The following is a 17,518-nucleotide window of genomic DNA, read 5'->3' on the forward strand; positions in this document are numbered from 1 at the left end:
CCCTGAAGGGGCCTTGGCCCCTTCAGGGGCGCGGGGAACTGCGCGCTCAGCCCCCGCCGACCCGCACATCACACGTTCGGACAGGCCGCCAACGAGAAGGCTCAGCCACCAACCCCGGCGGCCGCGCTCGGCTGCCGGCTGAGCGCAGCGGCCGCGGCACCGACAAGCCCCGCGTCCGTACCCATCTGCGCGGGCACCACGGTGAGCCGCCGCACGAACGACAGCGTCGCGTAGTGGCGCAGGGCGGCGCGCAGCGGCGCGAACAGGACGTCACCGGCCTTGCCCACTCCCCCGCCGATGACCACGATGTCGATCTCCACCAGGGTCGCGGTCGCCGCGATGCCGGCGGCCAGGGCCCGGGCGGCGCGCTCGAAGGAGGCCACCGCGACGGGGTCGCCGGCGCGCGCGGCGGCGGCCACGGCGGCCGCGGACGTGTCGCCCTCGGGGCCGGGCCGCCAGCCGCCCTCGACGGCCCGGCGCGCGATGTTCGGGCCGCTCGCGATGCGCTCGACGCAGCCGCGGGAGCCGCACGGGCAGGGGTCACCGTCGAGATCCACGCTGATGTGACCGATGTGACCGGCGTTGCCCGTGGGTCCGGGGTGCAGCTGTCCGCCGAGGACCAGGCCGCCTCCGACGCCCGTCGAGACGACCATGCACAGCGCGTTGTCGTGGCCGCGGGCGGCGCCCTGCCAGTGTTCGGCCGCGGCGATCGCCACGCCGTCGCCGATCAGCTCGACGGGCAGTCCGGTCGTGGCGGCACGGACCCGCTCGACCAGCGGGTAATCGCGCCAGCCGGGGACGTTCACGGGGCTCACGGTGCCCGCCGAGGCGTCCACGGGACCGGCGCTGCCGATGCCGACGGCCGTGGCGCGGCTCCACAGCGGCGAGGCGGTCAGCTCGCCGAGTACGGCCTCGACGGCACGCATGATGGTGTCACCGTCCTCCTGCGCGGGCGTGGGCCGCTGGGCGCGCAGCAGGATCCGGCCGTGGCCGTCGACCAGCGCCCCGGCGATCTTGGTGCCGCCGATGTCGAGCGCGGCCACGAGGTCGGTGTGCATCAGTGTCAGTTCTCCCGTTTGGACCATGAGAAAAAGGCAGGCCGGTCTGGGGCCCGTCCGACGGATCATGCCGGAAGCCCGGCGTCCGGCATGGCCGCCCCCGCTCTCGGCTTCGCTCGAACGGGAGGCGCCCCTCCCGCATTGTCGTCGCTTGCGCCGGACAGGCCCCTGCGGCGAGGGAGGGCAGGCCGGAGAATGCGATGGACAGTCTCTCCCGCAGCTGACAACGTTGTCCAGACTCTATGCTCGACGCCACATCCCGATCTGGCACCCTACCGAGCATCCTCAGGACCGACGCAGCCCCATGGACTACAGGACAGGACAGCGCATCGTGGCCGAGACCGCCCGCCGAACCGAGAGCCGCTACGGCAACCGTCCGACCATGAAGGACGTCGCGGCGCGTGCCGGGGTCGGCCTCAAGACGGTGTCGCGCGTAGTCAACGGCGAGCCAGGGGTGACGCCGGACACCGAACGCCGGGTGCAGGAGGCGATCGACGCGCTGGGCTTTCGGCGCAACGACAGCGCGCGGGTGCTCCGCAAGGGCCGCACGGCGAGCATCGGTCTCGTCCTGGAGGATCTGGCGGACCCTTTCTACGGCCCGCTCAGCCGGGCCGTAGAGGAGGTGGCCCGCGCCCACGGCGCCCTGTTGATCAACGGGTCCAGCGCCGAGGACCCGGACCGCGAGCAGGAGCTGGTCCTCGCGCTCTGCGCGCGCCGGGTGGACGGGCTGGTCATCATTCCGGCCGGTGACGACCACCGTTATCTGGAGCCCGAGATAAAGGCGGGCGTCGCCACGGTCTTCGTGGACCGCCCGGCGGGCCAGATCGACGCGGACGTCGTGCTCTCCGACAGCTTCGGCGGTGCGCGCGACGGCGTCGCCCACCTCATCGCCCACGGCCACCGCCGGATCGGGTTCATCGGTGACATGCCCCGCATCCACACGGCCGCCGAGCGCCTGCGCGGCTACCGCACCGCCATGGAGGACGCCGGTATCCCGGTCGAGGACGCCTGGATGTCGCTGGGTGTCACCGATCCCGTACGGGTCCGCAAGGCCGCCGAGGACATGCTCTCGGGCCCCGACCCCGTCACCGCGGTCTTCGCGGGCAACAACCGCGTGACGGTCACGGTCGTACGGGTCATCGCCGAGCGCTCCCGCCCCGTGGCCCTCGTGGGATTCGACGACATCGAGCTCGCCGACCTCCTCCAGCCCGGAGTGACCGTCGTCGCCCAGGACGCCGCCCAGCTCGGCCGCACCGCCGCCGAGCGCCTCTTCCGCCAGCTCGACGGCTCCCTCGTCCTCCCGGAACGCATCGAACTCCCGACGCGTCTGATTACCCGCGGCTCGGGCGAACTGCCGCCCGCGGGCTGACCGATGGGGCAGCCCTCACCCAGCACGCCGACTCCCGACACACCGGACGACGACCCGGACCGCACCGACCACACCGACCACACCCACGTCTCGGACCATCCGGATCACGCCGACCGCACCCTCGAAGCGCTCGGCCTCGCCGAAGCGCCGCGCGACCACCCGCTGAGTTATCCCGGTGCCTGGCCCGAGGAGTCCGGACTCCTGGACGGGGACCGGCTGTTGCCCCTCACCCGCCGCACGTTCCCGGGCCGCGTCCCCGTTCTCGCGGTCGGCTCCAACGCCTGCCCCGCCCAACTCCGGCACAAGATGCGGGAGTACGAGCTGTCGTCCCCGGTTCCCCTGGTGCGGGTGAAGGTCACGGGGCTCGAAGTCGGCGTCTCGGCGCACGTCAGTGGACTGGGATACGTGTCCGCAGCGCCCTTTCGCGCGCCGGGGCACACCCGGGAGTTGTTCCTCACCTGGCTGGACCCGGCGCAGCTCGCGGTGATCGACGCGAGCGAGGGAGTGACCACGCCGACCGGTGCGTACGACCGCGTCCTGCTGCCCGCCACCGACTTCCGGATCGAGCCGGAGTCGGGCGAACCGCTCGACGGCGTCCACCTGTACGTCAACCGGCGCGGTGTCCTCCACGACGGCACCGGGACACCGCGCAGGCATCCGGGCGAGCGTCCACTGCTCACCGAACTCCTCGCCGAGTCACCGCGGTTGAGGGAGCTGTTCGGCTCCACGCCCGAGGAGTTCTGCACCCGGGCCCGCGGCGATCTGCGGCTCTGCGCCGCGGGCACCCGGCTGTTCGCCGAGGAGGGGCGGACGACGGCTTCCGGACTTGAGAAGTACGCGCGCGGTCAGCAGACGGGCAGTCCCGGCACCGGTGCGTCGTTGTCGCCGCCCTTGAGGTAGACGTCGCTCACGAAGACGTTCGTGTTGCCACTGTCGTCGTCGGTCTTCGCCCACCAGACGTTGGTCCACTTGTCGTAGGTCTCGCGGCGGGCCAGGTTCTGCTGGCAGTAGAAGTAGTTGGTGCCCGCGTTGAGGGTGCCCGCTTCGGCGCCGTCGGCGGTGTAGGACGTGGCGGTCTTCCAGACGACGCAGTTGTACTTGCCGCCGCCGATGGGGTCGCAGGCCGGGGCGGGGCTGGAGCCTCCGCCTCCTCCACCGCCGGTCGTGCCGCCCGAAGTGCCGTTCGTGGCACCATCGTCGGTGGGCTCGGGCGAGGGGGCCGGGGCCGGCGCCTCCCTCGTCGGCTTGGCGTCCTCCGTGCTCTCCGGCGTCTTGCCGGGGGCCGAGGGTTCCTGGTCGCCCTGCTCGGTGGGCCTGGCGTCGTCCGACAGGTCGACCGAGCCACGGCTGGCGCTCTCCGACGGGGAGCTTTCGGCGCCCTTCGAGGTCGAAGGGCGAGCGCCCGTCTCGGGATCGTCGGAGCCGTTCATGAGGGCGACGGTGACGCCGGTCGCGGCCAGCACGACGGTGACGGCCGCGGCGGCGAGCAGGGCCCGGCCTCTGCGGCGAGGGGGAACGGTCGGGGCGGCGGAGGCCCGGTTCACCGGTTCCGGCGGCCCGAAGCCCGGCCCGGGCGACGGCGGCGATGCGGCGAGACCTGCCGGCGGAGTGCCGGGACCGCCTGTTCCGGCACCGCCCACTCCGGCACCGTCCGTTCCCGGAGTGCCCATTCCGGGGGTGCCCATTCCGGACCCGTCTGTTCCGGGGGTGCCTGTTCCGGGGATGCCGAGGCCGGCCTCGCCCGCGGCCTGGACCCCGGCTCCCGCCCCGCCCGACTCCGGCGGACCGAACCCGGGCGGCACCACCGGCACGCTCTGCTCGGTCATCTCGCGTGGCCGGGGCGCGGGCCCCCGCAGGCCGGTCGTCGCCGAGTCCAGGTCGGAGCCGGCCGCCACCGCCTCCAGAAGTTCACGCGCCCGGTCGGCGTCCGGGCGGGCCTCCGGCTGCTTGTGCATCAGCTGTTGCAGGACAGGGCCGAGGGGCCCGCCGGACCGCGGTTCCGGCAGGGGCTCGGACACGATCGCGGTGAGCGTGGACCAGGTCGACGTACGGCGGAACGGCGAGGTTCCCTCGACGGCCGCGTAGAGCGTGGCGCCGAGTGCCCAGACGTCGGAGGCGGGTCCCGGGTCGTGGCCCTGGGCGCGTTCGGGCGCCAGGTAGTCCAGGGAGCCGACCAGTTCGCCGCTGCGCGTCAGATGGGTGGCGGAGCCGTCGCCCGGGTCGTCCATCGTGGCGATGCCGAAGTCGGTGAGGACGATCCGGCCGGAGCGGTCGAGCAGGATGTTGCCGGGCTTCACGTCGCGGTGCAGCACCCCGGCGCGGTGGGCGGCGGCCAGCGCGTCCATGACCTTGGCGCCGATCGCGGCGGCCTCGCGCGCGTCGAGGGTGCCGCGTTCGCGCAGGACGTCGTCCAGGGACGGTCCGTCCACCAGCTCCATCACGATCAGCGGGCGGCCGTCGATCTCGGCCACGTCGTGCACGGCGACGACTCCGGGGTGGCGCACCCGGGCCGCCGCGCGGGCCTCGCGCTGCATGCGCAGGCCCAGGTCGGCGAGTTCGGGTCCGGCCGCGTCCGTGTAGGTACGCAGTTCCTTGACCGCGACCTCGCGGCCGAGGACTTCGTCGAGGGCTCGCCAGACGACGCCCATGCCGCCGCGGCCCAGCTGGGCCACGACTCGGTAGCGGCCGGCGAGCAGTCGGCCTATGCCGTCCGGTTGCTCGTGCTCTGCCGGCTTTTGGTTCTCCCCCGACGACACCGCTGCCCCGTTCTGTGAGTCACTCATGCGTGGCTTCCACAGTACGGGGCGGGTGTGACGGGACTGGTTGATGAGTGGTCTCTGTGACCTGGTCGCTACGCGACGGGTGCCGCCGGCGGTCGAACGGCTGCGGGTCGGTTGTGGCTGGTCGCGCAGTTCCCCGCGCCCCTTAACGGGGCGCCTTACTTGGACGAATTGGTCAAGTCAGCCCGCCTCGGTGTTGCGAAGGACTCCAGGTCTGCTCGGGTCAGGCCTGTCAGGCGGGCCACCTCTGCGATGTCGAGGGCTCCGCAGTCCAGGCCGCGCAGGAGGTAGCCGCTGAGGGCCTTGGCGGTGGCGGGCTCGTCCATCACGTCGCCGCCGGTGCGGTGGGCGTACCGGACGAGGCGGGCCGCGGCCTGCTCGAAGCCCTCGCGGTAGAAGGCGAACACGGCGGCGTACCGGGTCGGGATGTGACCGGGATGCATGTCCCAGCCCTGGTAGTAGGCGCGGGCGAGCGCGCGGCGGGTGAGGCCGTAGTGCAGCCGCCAGGCGTCGTGGACCTTCGGGGTCGGGCCGACCGGCAGGACGTTGGTGGAGCCGTCCGAGACGCGTACGCCGGTGCCCGCGGCCGCGACCTGCATGATCGCCTTGGCGTGGTCGGCGGCCGGGTGGTCGCTGGCCTGGTGGGCGGCGGAGACGCCGAGGCAGGCGCTGTAGTCGAAGGTGCCGTAGTGCAGCCCGGTGGCGCGGCCCTCGGCGGCCTGGATCATGCGGGCGACGGTCGCGGTGCCGTCGGTGGCGAGGATGGACTGGCTGGTCTCGATCTGGATCTCGAACCCGATCCGGCCGGGCGCGAGACCGCGTGCCTTCTCGAACTCCGCCAGCAGTCGGACCATCGCGGTGACCTGCTCGGCGTACGTCACCTTCGGCAGCGTCAGCACCAGTCCGTCGGGCAGCCCGCCGGCCTCCATCAGGCCGGTGAGGAAGATGTCGAGGGTACGGATGCCCCGGTCGCGGACCGGCGCCTCCATGCACTTCATGCGGATGCCCATGTACGGGGCCGCCGTGCCCTTCTCGTAGGCCTCCGCGATCAGCCGTGCCGCACGGGCGGCCGCCTCGTCCTCCTCGTCGTCGGGACGCGGGCCGTAGCCGTCCTCGAAGTCGACGCGCAGGTCCTCGATGGGTTCGCGCTCCAGCTTGGCCCGTACGCGGTCGTACACGGGCTCGGTGAGGTCGTCGCGGAGGCCGAGGACGGCGGCGAAGGAGGCGGCGTCGGGGGCGTGTTCGTCGAGGGCGGCGAGTGCCTGGTCGCCCCAGGAGCGGAGGGTGTCGGCGGCGAAGACGTCACCGGGGACGTAGACGGTGTGGACGGGCTGGCGGGTGCCGGGGTCTCCGGGGTAGCGGCGCGCCAGTTCGGCGTCGACCGGGGTGAGGGAGGCGCTGATCTCCTCGCTGACGGTGCCCGCGAGGCTCGTCGCCACCTTCTCCTGCTGACCCTGACCCATTCCACGCCTCCTGTTTTCCGCTAAGCGGAATCAACAATCCGTAGAGCGAAGTTATCCGCGGACCTTCCTGCTGGTCAACACCTTCCCTCCGCCGGGGCCGCTCCCAGATCACTGCCCGGACCGACCCGGATTCCCACCCGGACCGCCCCGGACTTCTCCCGGGGTCTACCTCCGGACTTCCTCCGTGGTCCATCCGCGGCTCTCGACATGTTCACGACCAACTTTGAGACTGCGAGGCGCACGACTCGTCCGGCATCCGCCGCAGAACCGGCATACGCCACAGAAGGAGCCACTTGTGCCGCATCGCAGCCGAGTCTCGCGCCGCCTGGGACTGAAGACCGCACTCGCCGCCGCGGTCGCCCTGCCCCTGTCCAGTACAGCACTCTCCAGAACACCCGCCTCGGCGTCGGACCGCCGCGGCCACCTGGAGGTCATGTCGTTCAATCTGCGCTTCGCCGGCACCACCGAACCCAACAGCTGGGCCGCCCGTCGCCCCGTGATGCGGGAACTGCTGCGCGAGGAGGGGCTCCACGTCATCGGCACCCAGGAGGGCCTCTACCAGCAGGTACGCGACATCGAGGCCGACCTCGGACCGCACTTCGACTGGATCGGCACGGGACGGGCAGGCGGCAGCCGCGACGAGTTCATGGCGGTCTTCTACGACACCCGTCGGCTCGCCCCCGTGGAGTACGACCACTTCTGGCTCTCCGACACGCCCGACGTCATCGGGTCGAACACCTGGGGCGGCGGCTCCATACGCATGGTCACCTGGGTCCGCTTCCGCGATCTGCGCGACGGCGGGCGAGAGTTCTACTTCCTCGACACCCACCTCGACAACGCCAGCCAGAACGCACGCGCGCGTGCCGCGTCCCTGATCGCCCAGCGGATCGCCGGGCTCGACCGTTCCCTGCCGCTCGTGGTGACCGGCGACTTCAATGTCGCCGCCCACAAGAACCCGGTCTACGACACGATGCTGGGCGCCGGACTCGTCGACACCTGGGACACGGCCGCGGAGCGGAGCAGGCTCTACGCGACGTTTCACGGCTACCGGCCGCTGACCCCGGACGGGGACCGTATCGACTGGATCCTCACCACTCCGGGCGTGACCACGCACCGGGCGGCGATCAACACCTTCTCGCTGAACGGCCAGTTCCCGAGCGACCATCTGCCCGTTCAGGCGTCGCTGAGCCTGGCATAGGGTTCCGGCTCAAAGCCCTGGCCTGCGGCCCGCCCGGACATGGGGCGAGGCCCCCGCGACCATGACGGTCACAGGGGCCTCGCACCCACGAAGTCGCTCAGCCCTTGCGGGTCTTGACCTCGTCGGTGAGCTGGGGGACGACGTCGAAGAGGTCGCCGACCACGCCGTAGTCGACCAGGTCGAAGATCGGGGCCTCGGCGTCCTTGTTGACCGCCACGATCGTCTTCGAGGTCTGCATACCGGCCCGGTGCTGGATCGCACCCGAGATACCGGAGGCGATGTACAGCTGCGGCGAGACGGACTTGCCGGTCTGGCCGACCTGGTTGGAGTGCGGGTACCAACCGGCGTCCACCGCGGCGCGCGAGGCACCCACGGCCGCGCCGAGGGAGTCGGCGAGGGCCTCGATGATCGCGAAGTTCTCCGCGCCGTTCACACCGCGGCCGCCGGAGACCACGATCGCGGCCTCGGTCAGCTCCGGACGGCCGGTGGACTCACGCGGGGTACGGGCGACGACCTTGGTGCCGGTCGCCTGCGCCGAGAAGGACACCGCGAGCGCCTCGACGGCACCGGCGGCCGGGGCGGCCTCCACGGCGACCGAGTTCGGCTTGACCGTGATGACCGGGGTGCCCTTGCTGATCCGGGACTTGGTGGTGAAGGAGGCGGCGAACACCGACTGGGTGGCCACCGGACCCTCCTCGCCGGCCTCCAGGTCGACGGCGTCGGTGATGATGCCCGAGCCGATGCGCACCGCGAGACGGGCGGCGATCTCCTTGGCCTCCGCGGAGGACGGCAGGAGCACGGCGGCCGGGGAGACGGCCTCGTAGGCGGCCTGCAGCGCGTCCACCTTCGGCACGACCAGGTAGTCGGCGAACTCGGCGGCATCGGCGGTGAGGACCTTGACCGCGCCGTGCTCGGCGAGCGCGGCGGCGGTGTTTTCGGCGCCGGCACCGAGGGCGACGGCGACGGGCTCGCCGATACGGCGGGCCAGCGTCAGCAGCTCCAGGGTGGGCTTGCGGACGGCACCGTCCACGTGGTCGACGTAGACGAGAACTTCAGCCATGGGACTTCTTCTCTCCTGCTTGCGAAGTGTGCGGGGCGGTCAGCGAATTCGGGGGGCTCAGATGAACTTCTGGCCCGCGAGGAACTCGGCGAGCTGCTTGCCGCCCTCGCCCTCGTCCTTGACGATCGTGCCGGCGGTGCGCGCGGGGCGCTCGGCCGCGGAGTCGACCTTGGTCCAGGAACCCGCCAGACCGACCTCGTCCGCCTCGATGTCGAGGTCTTCCAGGTCCCAGGACTGAACCGGCTTCTTCTTGGCCGCCATGATGCCCTTGAACGACGGGTAACGTGCCTCGCCCGACTGGTCGGTGACCGACACGACGGCCGGCAGCGAGGCCTCCAGCTTCTCGGACGCGGAGTCGCCGTCGCGGCGGCCCGTGACGACACCGTCCTCGACGGAGACCTCGGAGAGCAGCGTGACCTGCGGGACACCCAGGCGCTCGGCGAGCAGGGCCGGGACGACGCCCATGGTGCCGTCGGTGGACGCCATGCCGGAGATGACCAGGTCGTAGCCGGCCTTCTCGATCGCCTTGGCCAGCACCAGGGACGTACCGATGGCATCGGTGCCGTGCAGGTCGTCGTCCTCGACGTGGATGGCCTTGTCGGCGCCCATGGACAGCGCCTTGCGCAGCGCGTCCTTGGCGTCCTCGGGGCCGACGGTCAGCACGGTGATCTCCGCGTCGTCCGCCTCGTCGGCGATCTGCAGGGCCTGCTCGACCGCGTACTCGTCGAGCTCCGACAGCAGGCCGTCCACGTCGTCACGGTCGACGGTCAGGTCATCGGCGAAGTGCCGGTCGCCGGTGGCGTCGGGCACGTACTTCACAGTGACAACGATCCTCAAGCTCACGCCGGCTCTCCTACTGCATCGTCTTTTTATGAGCTGCCTTCTTGCGGCAGCATAGGCGCCTGAAGCGGCCGTTCCCGGTGGGGGTGACCCGCGCTCCGAGCGAAATATTACTCGCCAGTACGCACATCTACGCTCCCGCAGGTGGTGCCCTCTAAGCAAGCGCTTTGAACTGTGACCTTCGCAACGCAGCGTAATCGGAACTCGACGCCCGCGCAGACCGGGTGGGCCGTACGGCCCGAGCGATCAGTCGCGCAACCCGTTGAACTGCCCTTGGTGATAGAGGAGCGGACGCCCCGCGCCGGTCGGGTCGCCGAGGACCACCTCGGCCAGCACGATGCGGTGGTCCCCCGCGGGCACGCGCGCGACGACCCGGCACACGATCCAGGCCAGCACACCGTCGAGGACGGGGACGCCTTCCGGGCCCTCGCTCCAGCCGGTGCCCGCGCCGAAGCGGTCGGCGCCGCTGCGGGCGAAGGTGGCGGCCAGCTCCTGCTGGTGCTCGCCGAGTATGTGCACGCCCACGTGGTCGCACTCGGCGATCGCGGGCCAGCTGGAGGCGCCGGTGCCGATACCGAAGGAGAGCATGGGGGGTTCGGCGGAGACCGAGGCGAGCGAGGTGGCGGTGAAGCCCACGGGCCCCTCGCCACCCCGGGCGGTGATCACGGCGACTCCGGCCGCGTGCCGTCGGAAGACGGAGCGGAGGAGGTCCGGGGAGGCGAGTCGAGGAGTGCGGAGATCGGGCGTGGCCGTCATGGAACTGTCCTTCTGCGGGAGGCGACGAGGTCCTGGGCTGCTCAACAGCCCGGACAGCGCGCGCTCGCGGTGCGGGCGAGGTCCACATGGACACGCTCGTGGAGAAGGAGTTCCGGGGGCATACGGTCAGGCTGACGATAGGTGGCACGTGCAGTCAAGTGCGTTCCAGGATCTGGGAGATGCGTCACCGGCGGCCTCACAGGTCGGGGTTGGCCTCACAGTCGGGATGCGCGGTCGGGGTGCTTCCCGAAGCGTTCCTCAGGGCAGCGTTCCTCAGGTCGTTCCGACCGCCTCGCCGAGCGCGGCGATCACGTCCGCCTTGCGCGGCTGTCCGGTCGCGCGCCGTACGACGCGCCCGTCGGCGTCGAGGACCAGCACGGTCGGCGTCTTCAGGATGTCGAGTTCGCGTACGAGGCCCAGGTGGTCCTCGGCGTCGATCTCGACATGGGTCACGCCCGGGACCAGGCCTGCGACCTCGCCGAGGACCCGGCGGGTCGCCCTGCAGGGCGCGCAGAACGCACTGGAGAACTGGACGAGCGTGGCCCGTTCGCCGAGGCTCTCGCCCAACTCGGCCGCACCCAGCCGCTTTCCGCCGTCCCGCCCGCGCACCCTGACTCTCCCGCTCCGCTGCCGGTGCAGCACTCCGTAGGCGCTCGCCGCGACGAGCACCACCACGCACACCACAAGTCCGTTCATCCCCGGCTTCAGCGTTCACGAGACCGCAAAGATTCCCGTGTCCACGGAACCCTCGCCATGCGGAATGCTTGGTTCATGGACATCGATGCAAGAGGACCGCGGTTCGGTGCGGCCGTGACGACCCTCGTACTGGCGGCCGTACTGATCACCGGCAGCGCCTGGCTGCTGGCCTGGCAGACGCTGGCGTTCGCGCTGGGGGCGGCGGGAGGCGTGGGGCGGTCGCCGTACGGCTGGCTGTTCCGCAGGGCCGTGCGGCCCCGGATCGGTCCGCCGACGGAGTTCGAGGCGCCCGAGCCGCCCCGGTTCGCGCAGGCGGTGGGACTCGCGTTCGCGGTCGTGGGTCTTGTGGGTTACGCGGTGGGCCCCGAGTGGCTGGGACTCGCGGCGACGGGGGCGGCGCTCGCGGCAGCGTTTCTCAACGCGATGTTCGGGTACTGCCTCGGATGCGAGATGTACCTGCTCGTACGACGAGTGACAGTACGCACGTAGTAAAGGCAAGTTAAAAGCCCGAGGTGGATCAAGGGGTGACGTGACGAGAATCTCGCCGATCCCCGGCACCAGGACTGGTCACTCGTCCGTTCTTGGGGCACGATCTGCGCAATGCCGTAAACCTACGGCTGCGTAACTTTCCCGCCGGGAGCCCCCCTTCCCAGGCAGAAAAGAGAGAAGGGTCCACCCCGTCCATGGCAGAGCTTGTCTACCGTCCTGTCGTTGGTCTCGCCCGCACCTTGTTCAAGGCCTGGGACCTCAAGATCGACTTGAAGGGATCGGAGAACATTCCGCGCTCGGGCGGCGCTGTGCTGGTCAGCAACCACATCAGTTATCTCGACTTCATCTTCGACGGTCTCGCCGCCCTGCCGCAGAAGCGCCTGGTCCGCTTCATGGCGAAGGAGTCGGTGTTCCGGCACAAGATCTCCGGTCCGCTGATGCGCGGTATGAAGCACATCCCGGTGGACCGCAAACAGGGTGAGGCGGCGTACTCGCACGCCCTGGACTCGCTGCGCTCCGGCGAGATCATCGGTGTCTTCCCCGAGGCCACCATCTCGCAGTCGTTCACGCTGAAGACCTTCAAGTCGGGTGCCGCGCGCCTGGCGCAGGAGGCCGGCGTCCCGCTGATCCCGATGGCCCTGTGGGGCACGCAGCGCCTGTGGACCAAGGGCCACCCGCGCAACTTCAAGCGCAGCCACACCCCGATCACGATCCGGGTCGGCGAGCCGGTGGAAGCTCCCCAGGACAAGTACGCGGGCGCCATCACCCGGCAGTTGCGCGAGCGCGTCCAGGAGATGCTGGAAGCCGCGCAGCGCGCCTACCCCGTACGCCCCAAGGGCCCGGACGACACCTGGTGGATGCCCGCGCACCTCGGCGGCACGGCACCGACCCCCGAAGAGGCGCGTGCGGCCGAGGCCGAGGCCCGCTGACTCGTCACGCCGGGGCGTGGATCTCGATCCGTGCCCCGGGGCTGAACTTCTCGATCAGTTCGGCCAGTTCGGCCCCGGCCGCCTCGACGTCGGCGACCGGCATCGGTGCCAGGCTCTCCAGCAGGAAGACCGCCGAGGTCGACTCCTCCGTGAGCCGGGTGCGCGGCCCCTGGCGCCAGTTCCAGCGGCGGCAGGTCACGCCGGCCTCGTCGCACCAGACGACCTCGCCCGCGTCGGGGTGCTCGACGGCCTCCTCGCCCGCCGCGACGGTCACGAAGTCCTCGTCGCCCGTGGCGCGCACGAGGCGCATCCCGCCCTGGACGCGGTCGAGGTCCTCACCGCCGACCGGGATCAGATGGGCGACGCTGATCGCGTTGTAGATGTCGACGAGCACGTTGATCCGAGGCAGCCCGGCGGCCGACAGGGCCCGCTTGGCCAGCGCCTCCGCCGAGTTGCGGGTACGCGACGGCTTGGAGCCGAACGCCGTGTACACCTCGCGCCAGGCGGCCATGTGCCGGTCCTCGTGCGGGGCACGGCCGTCCAGCCGTACGGCGAGACGTCGGGCCGCGTCGTCGAGGAGCTCCGAAGTGCCGTCGGTGCTGGGCCTGTTGACGAGTCCGTACGCCTCGACGGCGACGTGTGTGAAGCCGGGCGCGAGGGCGCGGACCTCGTCGGACACGGTGAGCGGGAGATTCATCGTCTGCACTGCCTGTCTTGCCTCGGACTCCGGATTCAGAGTGCGGTGGGGAGTGTCTTCCACAGGTACGGCCGGTCGGGCGCGGCTTCGAGGGCGCTCAGCACGGCCGGATGCGGTTCAGCGTACAGTACTGGATAGTCCACCTCATTGGACTGCGGATCGACGGCGAAGGCCAGCCGCTCACCGTCGAGCGAGAACCGCGCGTCGACCCCCGGCTTGTTGCCGCGGCAGTCCTGCCGGTGCCAGGCCCCGTTGAACCGCACGGCGACCAGGCCGTGCACGACATGTCCGTCACCGTCGTCATGCGTGAGCGACTGATAGCAGAACGCCGTCGGAATATCCTCGGCCCGCAGCAGCGCGGCCAGCGCGTGCGCCTTGGCGTGGCAGATGCCGGTGCGGCACGCCAGAACGTCGGAGGCACGCCAGGTGACGCGCATGTCGCCGGAATCCTGCGAGTGCGGAATGGTGTCGCGCACGAATTCGTAGGCGGCCCGCGCATACCCATACGAGTCCGCCGCATCCCGGGCGAGCCGTGCGGCCACCTCGCGAACCAGCGGATGATAGTGGTCGATGACCTCGTCAGCGGCCAAATAGGCGGACAGGTCAGGGGTGTTCTGGATCAGCTCCATACGCATAGAGCATACGAATGCGAGCGACCGAGAGTCAATTACTTTTCGGTAGACCGTATAGATATGCAGAGTGTTGCGCTCCGGCCACCTGTCGCAGCCGGTAGCCAAGTTCGATTCGGCGAGCCTTGGGGACCTCCGTTCGTGCACGGGGATGCCTGACCCGATTGCATCCGCTGCTGTGCGTCCATACGGCATAGGTCGCGACAGATTTCGACTACTTCGGTTCGTGATCTGTCATTCCGCGGTGGATACGGCCGACATCAACGGCTTCGGGAGGGATCTGGACTACTCTCCCGGTCACAGAGCGTGAGGGGGCGGGGGTAATTGCTGCTTGGCGGAAAGAGCTTGGGGTGCGGTGGGCACCGGAGGTGTGGGTGTTCCTCACCAGCGGAGCTCTGATAGCCCACGGCGCCGTCACGCAGGGGCGGCTGACGCCCGGTGTGCTGCTCATCGGTCCCGTTCTTGTCAGTGCCCGCAAAGGGCCGAAGGCCACCGCGCGCGTCGTCATCTGGTGCGTTGCGCTGTCCGTCGCGGCCGACATGTACAGCCACGGAGTCACTCCGACTGCTGTCGTCTTCGACTGCCTCCTGCTGATCACCGGCGGTGGCGCGGCTGTCCACGGTGCGCGCCGTCGCGTCGGGCGGGAGGCCGCGCTGATCCGTGTCGCACAGCGCTCGCAGGATGCGGTACTGCGCCCACTGGTCGCGGAGGCCGGCGGGGTCGGCTTCTCCTCCCTGTACCGCACGGTCTCGGGAATCGGCCTCGGCGGCGATCTGTACGACCTTGCCCAATCACCGTACGGGCCCCGTGTGTTGATCGGGGACGCGCGCGGCCACGGGCCGGAGGCCGCCGCGCTGTGCGCAGCCACGGTCGGCGCGTTCCGGGAGGGTGCCTGCACCACCCCGCACTGGTGGACCTGGCCACCCACCTCGACGTTCGGATCAAAGGCGATCTCGGCCCGGAGGACTTCGTCACCGTGCTGCTCGCCGAGTTCGCCCCGGGCGAGGTGAGGCTGGTGAACTGCGGGCATCCGGCCCCGCTGCGCATCGGCCTGCGCGCAGAGCCGCTGACACCGAGCCGACGATCGGCTCCGCTGGGGCTCAACCCCCTTCCCCGGCTGCAACGCGTCCGGCTGGGCGCAGGCGAACGGCTGCTGCTCTACACCGACGGTCTGAGCGAGGCACGCGATGCGAAAGGGACGATGTTCCCCCTGGGGGACCGGGTCCGGGAGGCTGCGTGCCAACCGCACCTGCGGGAGTGCCTGGACACCCTGCTCTCCCTGGCGACCGCCCACGCCGGCGGCTCCTTCCAGGACGACCTGGCCCTGATCATGTGTGAGCCCCGACGCACGACGCCCATGGGCGATGCGGGCAAGCCCCACGATTCCTGCGTTGTCCATGAGCAGCTCATCACTCCGCAGCCGGGAAGGGGCATCGATGGAGCCGACTGAGCAGCGGCCGGGACACCTGCCGACGGAGACCACCAGCATGGTCGGCCGCTGCCTTGAGCTGACACAGCTGGAACGGCTGTTCGGCCGGTCTCGGCTGGTCACGCTGACCGGTGTGGGCGGCGTGGGCAAGAGCAGACTCGCCCGACGCGCGGCCGCCGGACTGCGGCCCCGGTTCACGGACGGGGTGTGGTGGGTGGATCTGACCGGGCTGAGGGAAGGCGCGCTGCTGCCCTACTCGATCGCGGAAGCCCTGCCCCTTGCCGATCAGTCCACCCGGCCCATGCTCGACGTCGTGGCCGACTACGTGGCCGACCGAGAACTGTTGCTGGTGCTGGACACCTGCGAGCACTTGACCGACGCGTGTGCGATGGCCGTCGAGGCCCTGCTGCATGCCGCGCCGGGACTGCGGTTCCTGGCCACCAGCCGCCGCCTCCTCGGGCTCATGGCGGAGGAGGTTCTCGTCTTGGAGCCGTTGCCCGTGCCCCGGGGCCAGGAGGACATGGGCGACTCGGAGGCCGTGACGCTGCTGGTCGAACGAGCCGCCGAGGCGTTGCCGGGCTTCGTCGTCTCCCCGGCCAACGCGGCCGATGTCGTACGCCTTTCCCAGCTCCTCGAAGGGCTGCCCCTGGCCATTGAACTTGCCGCGGCCCGCCTGGGTGAGATCCCCGTCGGCGAACTGGTCAGGCGGCTGCCTGACCGTTTCGGCGTCCTGCATGACGCCGGTGAAGCGCCGGACGTCGGCTCTCCCCCGGCCGTTCGAGTGCGCCCGGCCGGGGATGTGCCCCCTTGGCACCAGGCGCTGCGCACCACGATCGGCTGGAGCCACGAGCTGTGCACACCGGCCGAACGGCTGCTGTGGGCACGGCTTTCGGTCTTCGCCGGGTCCTTCGACACCGAGGCGGCCGTCGTGGTCTGCGCCGACGAGCACCTGCCCGAGGGCGACATCCCCCGGCTGCTCGGCGTACTCGTGGACAACTCCGTCGCCAACTGGCTGCCGGGTTGCGACGGTTCGGAGCGGTTCCGGATGCTGGACACCCTTCGGGAGTACGGCGCGGACTGGCTGCGCGAACTGGGCGAGGAGGAGCACCTGCGCCACCGGCACCTGGCGTACTACCGCGCGTTCGCCCACCGGGCGGACTCCGGATGGCTCGGCCCGGAGCAGCTCACCTGGTATGCGCGTACGGCTTCGGAGCACACCAACCTGCGCGCCGCACTGGACCGCAGCCTGTTGCGGCCCGAGGGGCATGCCGCACTGGAGCTGGCCGGGAACCTCTGGTTCTTCTGGCACGCCTGCGGGTTCCCGAGGGAGGGCCAGTACTACCTGGCACAGGTCCTCGCCGCGGACCTCGAACCGTCTCTGCAACGCGGCAAGGCCCTGTGGGCCGAGGGCATGGTGCTCGTCACCCTGGGAGAGCCGGAGGCGGCCGGGGCACGAGTCGCTGAAATCGCCGCGACGGCCGCCGGGTTCGGCTGCGCCGCGACGGCCGACCGTGCCGACAGCCTGGCCTCGATCGCGGCTGTAATGCTCGGCGACCACGTACGCGCCGCCGCCCTGTCCCAGGCGGTCCTGGACCGGCACCGGTGCACCCCGCTGGCCCAACCGGCGCAGGCGGCCAGTTTCGTACGCAGCTTGGTGTACATCAGCGAAGGCCGCATCGACGAGGCCGTCGCCGTGATGGAACACGTACGTGCCGACTGCGACCGGCACAGCGAGCAGTGGTCGCGTGCCTTCGCCGACTACATGTGCGCACGCGCCGAGCTGGCCCGCGGCCGGGTACAGGCCGCGTTCGAGCACGGCCGGGCGTCGTGGGTCACCAAGCGGCGCCTCGACGACTCGCTCGGGATGGCTGTCGCCCTGGACGTCCTCGGCGCGGCCGCGGCCGCGGCCGGTGATGCCCGGCAGACCGCCCATCTGCTGGGCCTCGCCCAGCAGTTGTGGGACACCCTCGGCACACCGCAGATCGGAGTCTCCGAATGGATCGCCGCCCGTCGGACCTGCGAGGAGCAGGCTCGTGTGGCTCTGGGCGACGACCTCTACACCACCGTCTTCCAGAACGGCTACCGCACACGTCAGGACGCCCCCGACCCCTTGAGCCCTGTGTGA

Annotated in this window: 17 protein-coding genes; 8 read left to right on the forward strand and 9 right to left on the reverse strand. The window is 70.8% G+C overall.

Going from position 1 to position 17,518, the window contains the following annotated elements; translation table 11 throughout:
- Positions 1 to 101: 101 nt before the first annotated feature.
- Positions 102 to 1,058, reverse strand: coding sequence for an ROK family protein (locus AB0I18_RS27685; RefSeq protein WP_363108295.1), 957 nt, complete (start codon positions 1,056 to 1,058; stop codon positions 102 to 104).
- Between the two features lie 304 nt (positions 1,059 to 1,362).
- On the opposite strand from AB0I18_RS27685, the gene AB0I18_RS27690 reads away from it, so the two are divergent.
- Both AB0I18_RS27690 and AB0I18_RS27695 read left to right on the forward strand, forming a co-directional pair.
- Positions 1,363 to 2,427, forward strand: coding sequence for a LacI family DNA-binding transcriptional regulator (locus AB0I18_RS27690; protein WP_363108296.1), 1,065 nt, complete (start codon positions 1,363 to 1,365; stop codon positions 2,425 to 2,427).
- Between the two features lie 3 nt (positions 2,428 to 2,430).
- Complete coding sequence (locus AB0I18_RS27695; protein ID WP_363108297.1) at positions 2,431 to 3,327, forward strand: hypothetical protein; 897 nt, start codon at positions 2,431 to 2,433, stop codon at positions 3,325 to 3,327.
- On the opposite strand, the gene AB0I18_RS27700 is transcribed toward AB0I18_RS27695, so the two are convergent.
- Positions 3,273 to 5,210: a serine/threonine-protein kinase gene (locus AB0I18_RS27700; RefSeq protein WP_363108298.1), complete on the reverse strand. Its 1,938-nt coding sequence runs from the start codon at positions 5,208 to 5,210 to the stop codon at positions 3,273 to 3,275. The genes AB0I18_RS27695 and AB0I18_RS27700 overlap by 55 nt on opposite strands.
- Positions 5,211 to 5,365: 155 nt before the next feature.
- A complete protein-coding gene (locus tag AB0I18_RS27705) occupies positions 5,366 to 6,670 on the reverse strand; it encodes an aldolase/citrate lyase family protein (RefSeq protein WP_363108299.1) in 1,305 nt (434 codons plus the stop codon).
- 295 nt (positions 6,671 to 6,965) lie between these two features.
- Here AB0I18_RS27705 and AB0I18_RS27710 point away from each other — a divergent pair, with 295 nt between their 5' ends.
- Positions 6,966 to 7,868, forward strand: a complete 903-nt coding sequence (locus tag AB0I18_RS27710) for an endonuclease/exonuclease/phosphatase family protein (RefSeq protein WP_363108300.1) — start codon at positions 6,966 to 6,968, stop codon at positions 7,866 to 7,868.
- A 97-nt stretch (positions 7,869 to 7,965) separates the two neighbouring features.
- Here the strand turns inward: AB0I18_RS27710 and AB0I18_RS27715 are convergent, their stop codons facing one another.
- From AB0I18_RS27715 to AB0I18_RS27730, 4 genes are all read right to left on the reverse strand, one after another.
- Complete coding sequence (locus tag AB0I18_RS27715) at positions 7,966 to 8,928, reverse strand: electron transfer flavoprotein subunit alpha/FixB family protein (RefSeq protein WP_363108301.1); 963 nt, start codon at positions 8,926 to 8,928, stop codon at positions 7,966 to 7,968.
- A gap of 57 nt (positions 8,929 to 8,985) precedes the next feature.
- On the reverse strand, positions 8,986 to 9,771 hold the full coding sequence (locus tag AB0I18_RS27720; RefSeq protein ID WP_363108302.1) for an electron transfer flavoprotein subunit beta/FixA family protein: 786 nt from the start codon (positions 9,769 to 9,771) through the stop codon (positions 8,986 to 8,988).
- A 243-nt stretch (positions 9,772 to 10,014) separates the two neighbouring features.
- A complete protein-coding gene (locus AB0I18_RS27725; protein ID WP_363108303.1) occupies positions 10,015 to 10,524 on the reverse strand; it encodes a flavin reductase family protein in 510 nt (169 codons plus the stop codon).
- Positions 10,525 to 10,797: 273 nt separating this feature from the next.
- A complete protein-coding gene (locus AB0I18_RS27730; protein ID WP_363108304.1) occupies positions 10,798 to 11,220 on the reverse strand; it encodes a thioredoxin family protein in 423 nt (140 codons plus the stop codon).
- A 75-nt stretch (positions 11,221 to 11,295) separates the two neighbouring features.
- Here AB0I18_RS27730 and AB0I18_RS27735 point away from each other — a divergent pair, with 75 nt between their 5' ends.
- Both AB0I18_RS27735 and AB0I18_RS27740 read left to right on the forward strand, forming a co-directional pair.
- Positions 11,296 to 11,709, forward strand: a complete 414-nt coding sequence (locus tag AB0I18_RS27735; RefSeq protein ID WP_363108305.1) for a DUF4395 domain-containing protein — start codon at positions 11,296 to 11,298, stop codon at positions 11,707 to 11,709.
- Between the two features lie 194 nt (positions 11,710 to 11,903).
- Positions 11,904 to 12,638, forward strand: a complete 735-nt coding sequence (locus AB0I18_RS27740; RefSeq protein WP_363108306.1) for a lysophospholipid acyltransferase family protein — start codon at positions 11,904 to 11,906, stop codon at positions 12,636 to 12,638.
- Between the two features lie 4 nt (positions 12,639 to 12,642).
- Here AB0I18_RS27740 and AB0I18_RS27745 read toward each other — a convergent pair whose 3' ends face one another.
- Together AB0I18_RS27745 and AB0I18_RS27750 are read right to left on the reverse strand one after the other, a co-directional pair.
- Positions 12,643 to 13,335, reverse strand: a complete 693-nt coding sequence (locus AB0I18_RS27745) for a phenylalanine--tRNA ligase beta subunit-related protein (protein WP_363108307.1) — start codon at positions 13,333 to 13,335, stop codon at positions 12,643 to 12,645.
- 35 nt (positions 13,336 to 13,370) lie between these two features.
- Positions 13,371 to 13,964, reverse strand: coding sequence for a transglutaminase domain-containing protein (locus AB0I18_RS27750; RefSeq protein WP_363108308.1), 594 nt, complete (start codon positions 13,962 to 13,964; stop codon positions 13,371 to 13,373).
- A gap of 350 nt (positions 13,965 to 14,314) precedes the next feature.
- Here AB0I18_RS27750 and AB0I18_RS27755 point away from each other — a divergent pair, with 350 nt between their 5' ends.
- From AB0I18_RS27755 to AB0I18_RS27765, 3 genes are read left to right on the forward strand one after another with little or no spacing between them, the layout of a single operon-like run.
- Positions 14,315 to 14,974 carry a hypothetical protein gene (locus tag AB0I18_RS27755; RefSeq protein WP_363108309.1) on the forward strand — a complete coding sequence of 220 codons (660 nt, stop codon included), beginning with the start codon at positions 14,315 to 14,317 and terminating at the stop codon, positions 14,972 to 14,974.
- Positions 14,875 to 15,414 carry a PP2C family protein-serine/threonine phosphatase gene (locus AB0I18_RS27760; RefSeq protein ID WP_363108310.1) on the forward strand — a complete coding sequence of 180 codons (540 nt, stop codon included), beginning with the start codon at positions 14,875 to 14,877 and terminating at the stop codon, positions 15,412 to 15,414. Before AB0I18_RS27755 ends, AB0I18_RS27760 begins: the two co-directional genes overlap by 100 nt.
- The gene (locus AB0I18_RS27765) at positions 15,401 to 17,518 is read left to right on the forward strand and encodes a hypothetical protein (protein WP_363108311.1); all 2,118 of its coding nucleotides are present in this window, start codon (positions 15,401 to 15,403) and stop codon (positions 17,516 to 17,518) included. Before AB0I18_RS27760 ends, AB0I18_RS27765 begins: the two co-directional genes overlap by 14 nt.

The sequence above is a fragment of the Streptomyces sp. NPDC050704 genome (genome assembly GCF_040654355.1).
Taxonomy (GTDB): Bacteria; Actinomycetota; Actinomycetes; order Streptomycetales; family Streptomycetaceae; genus Streptomyces.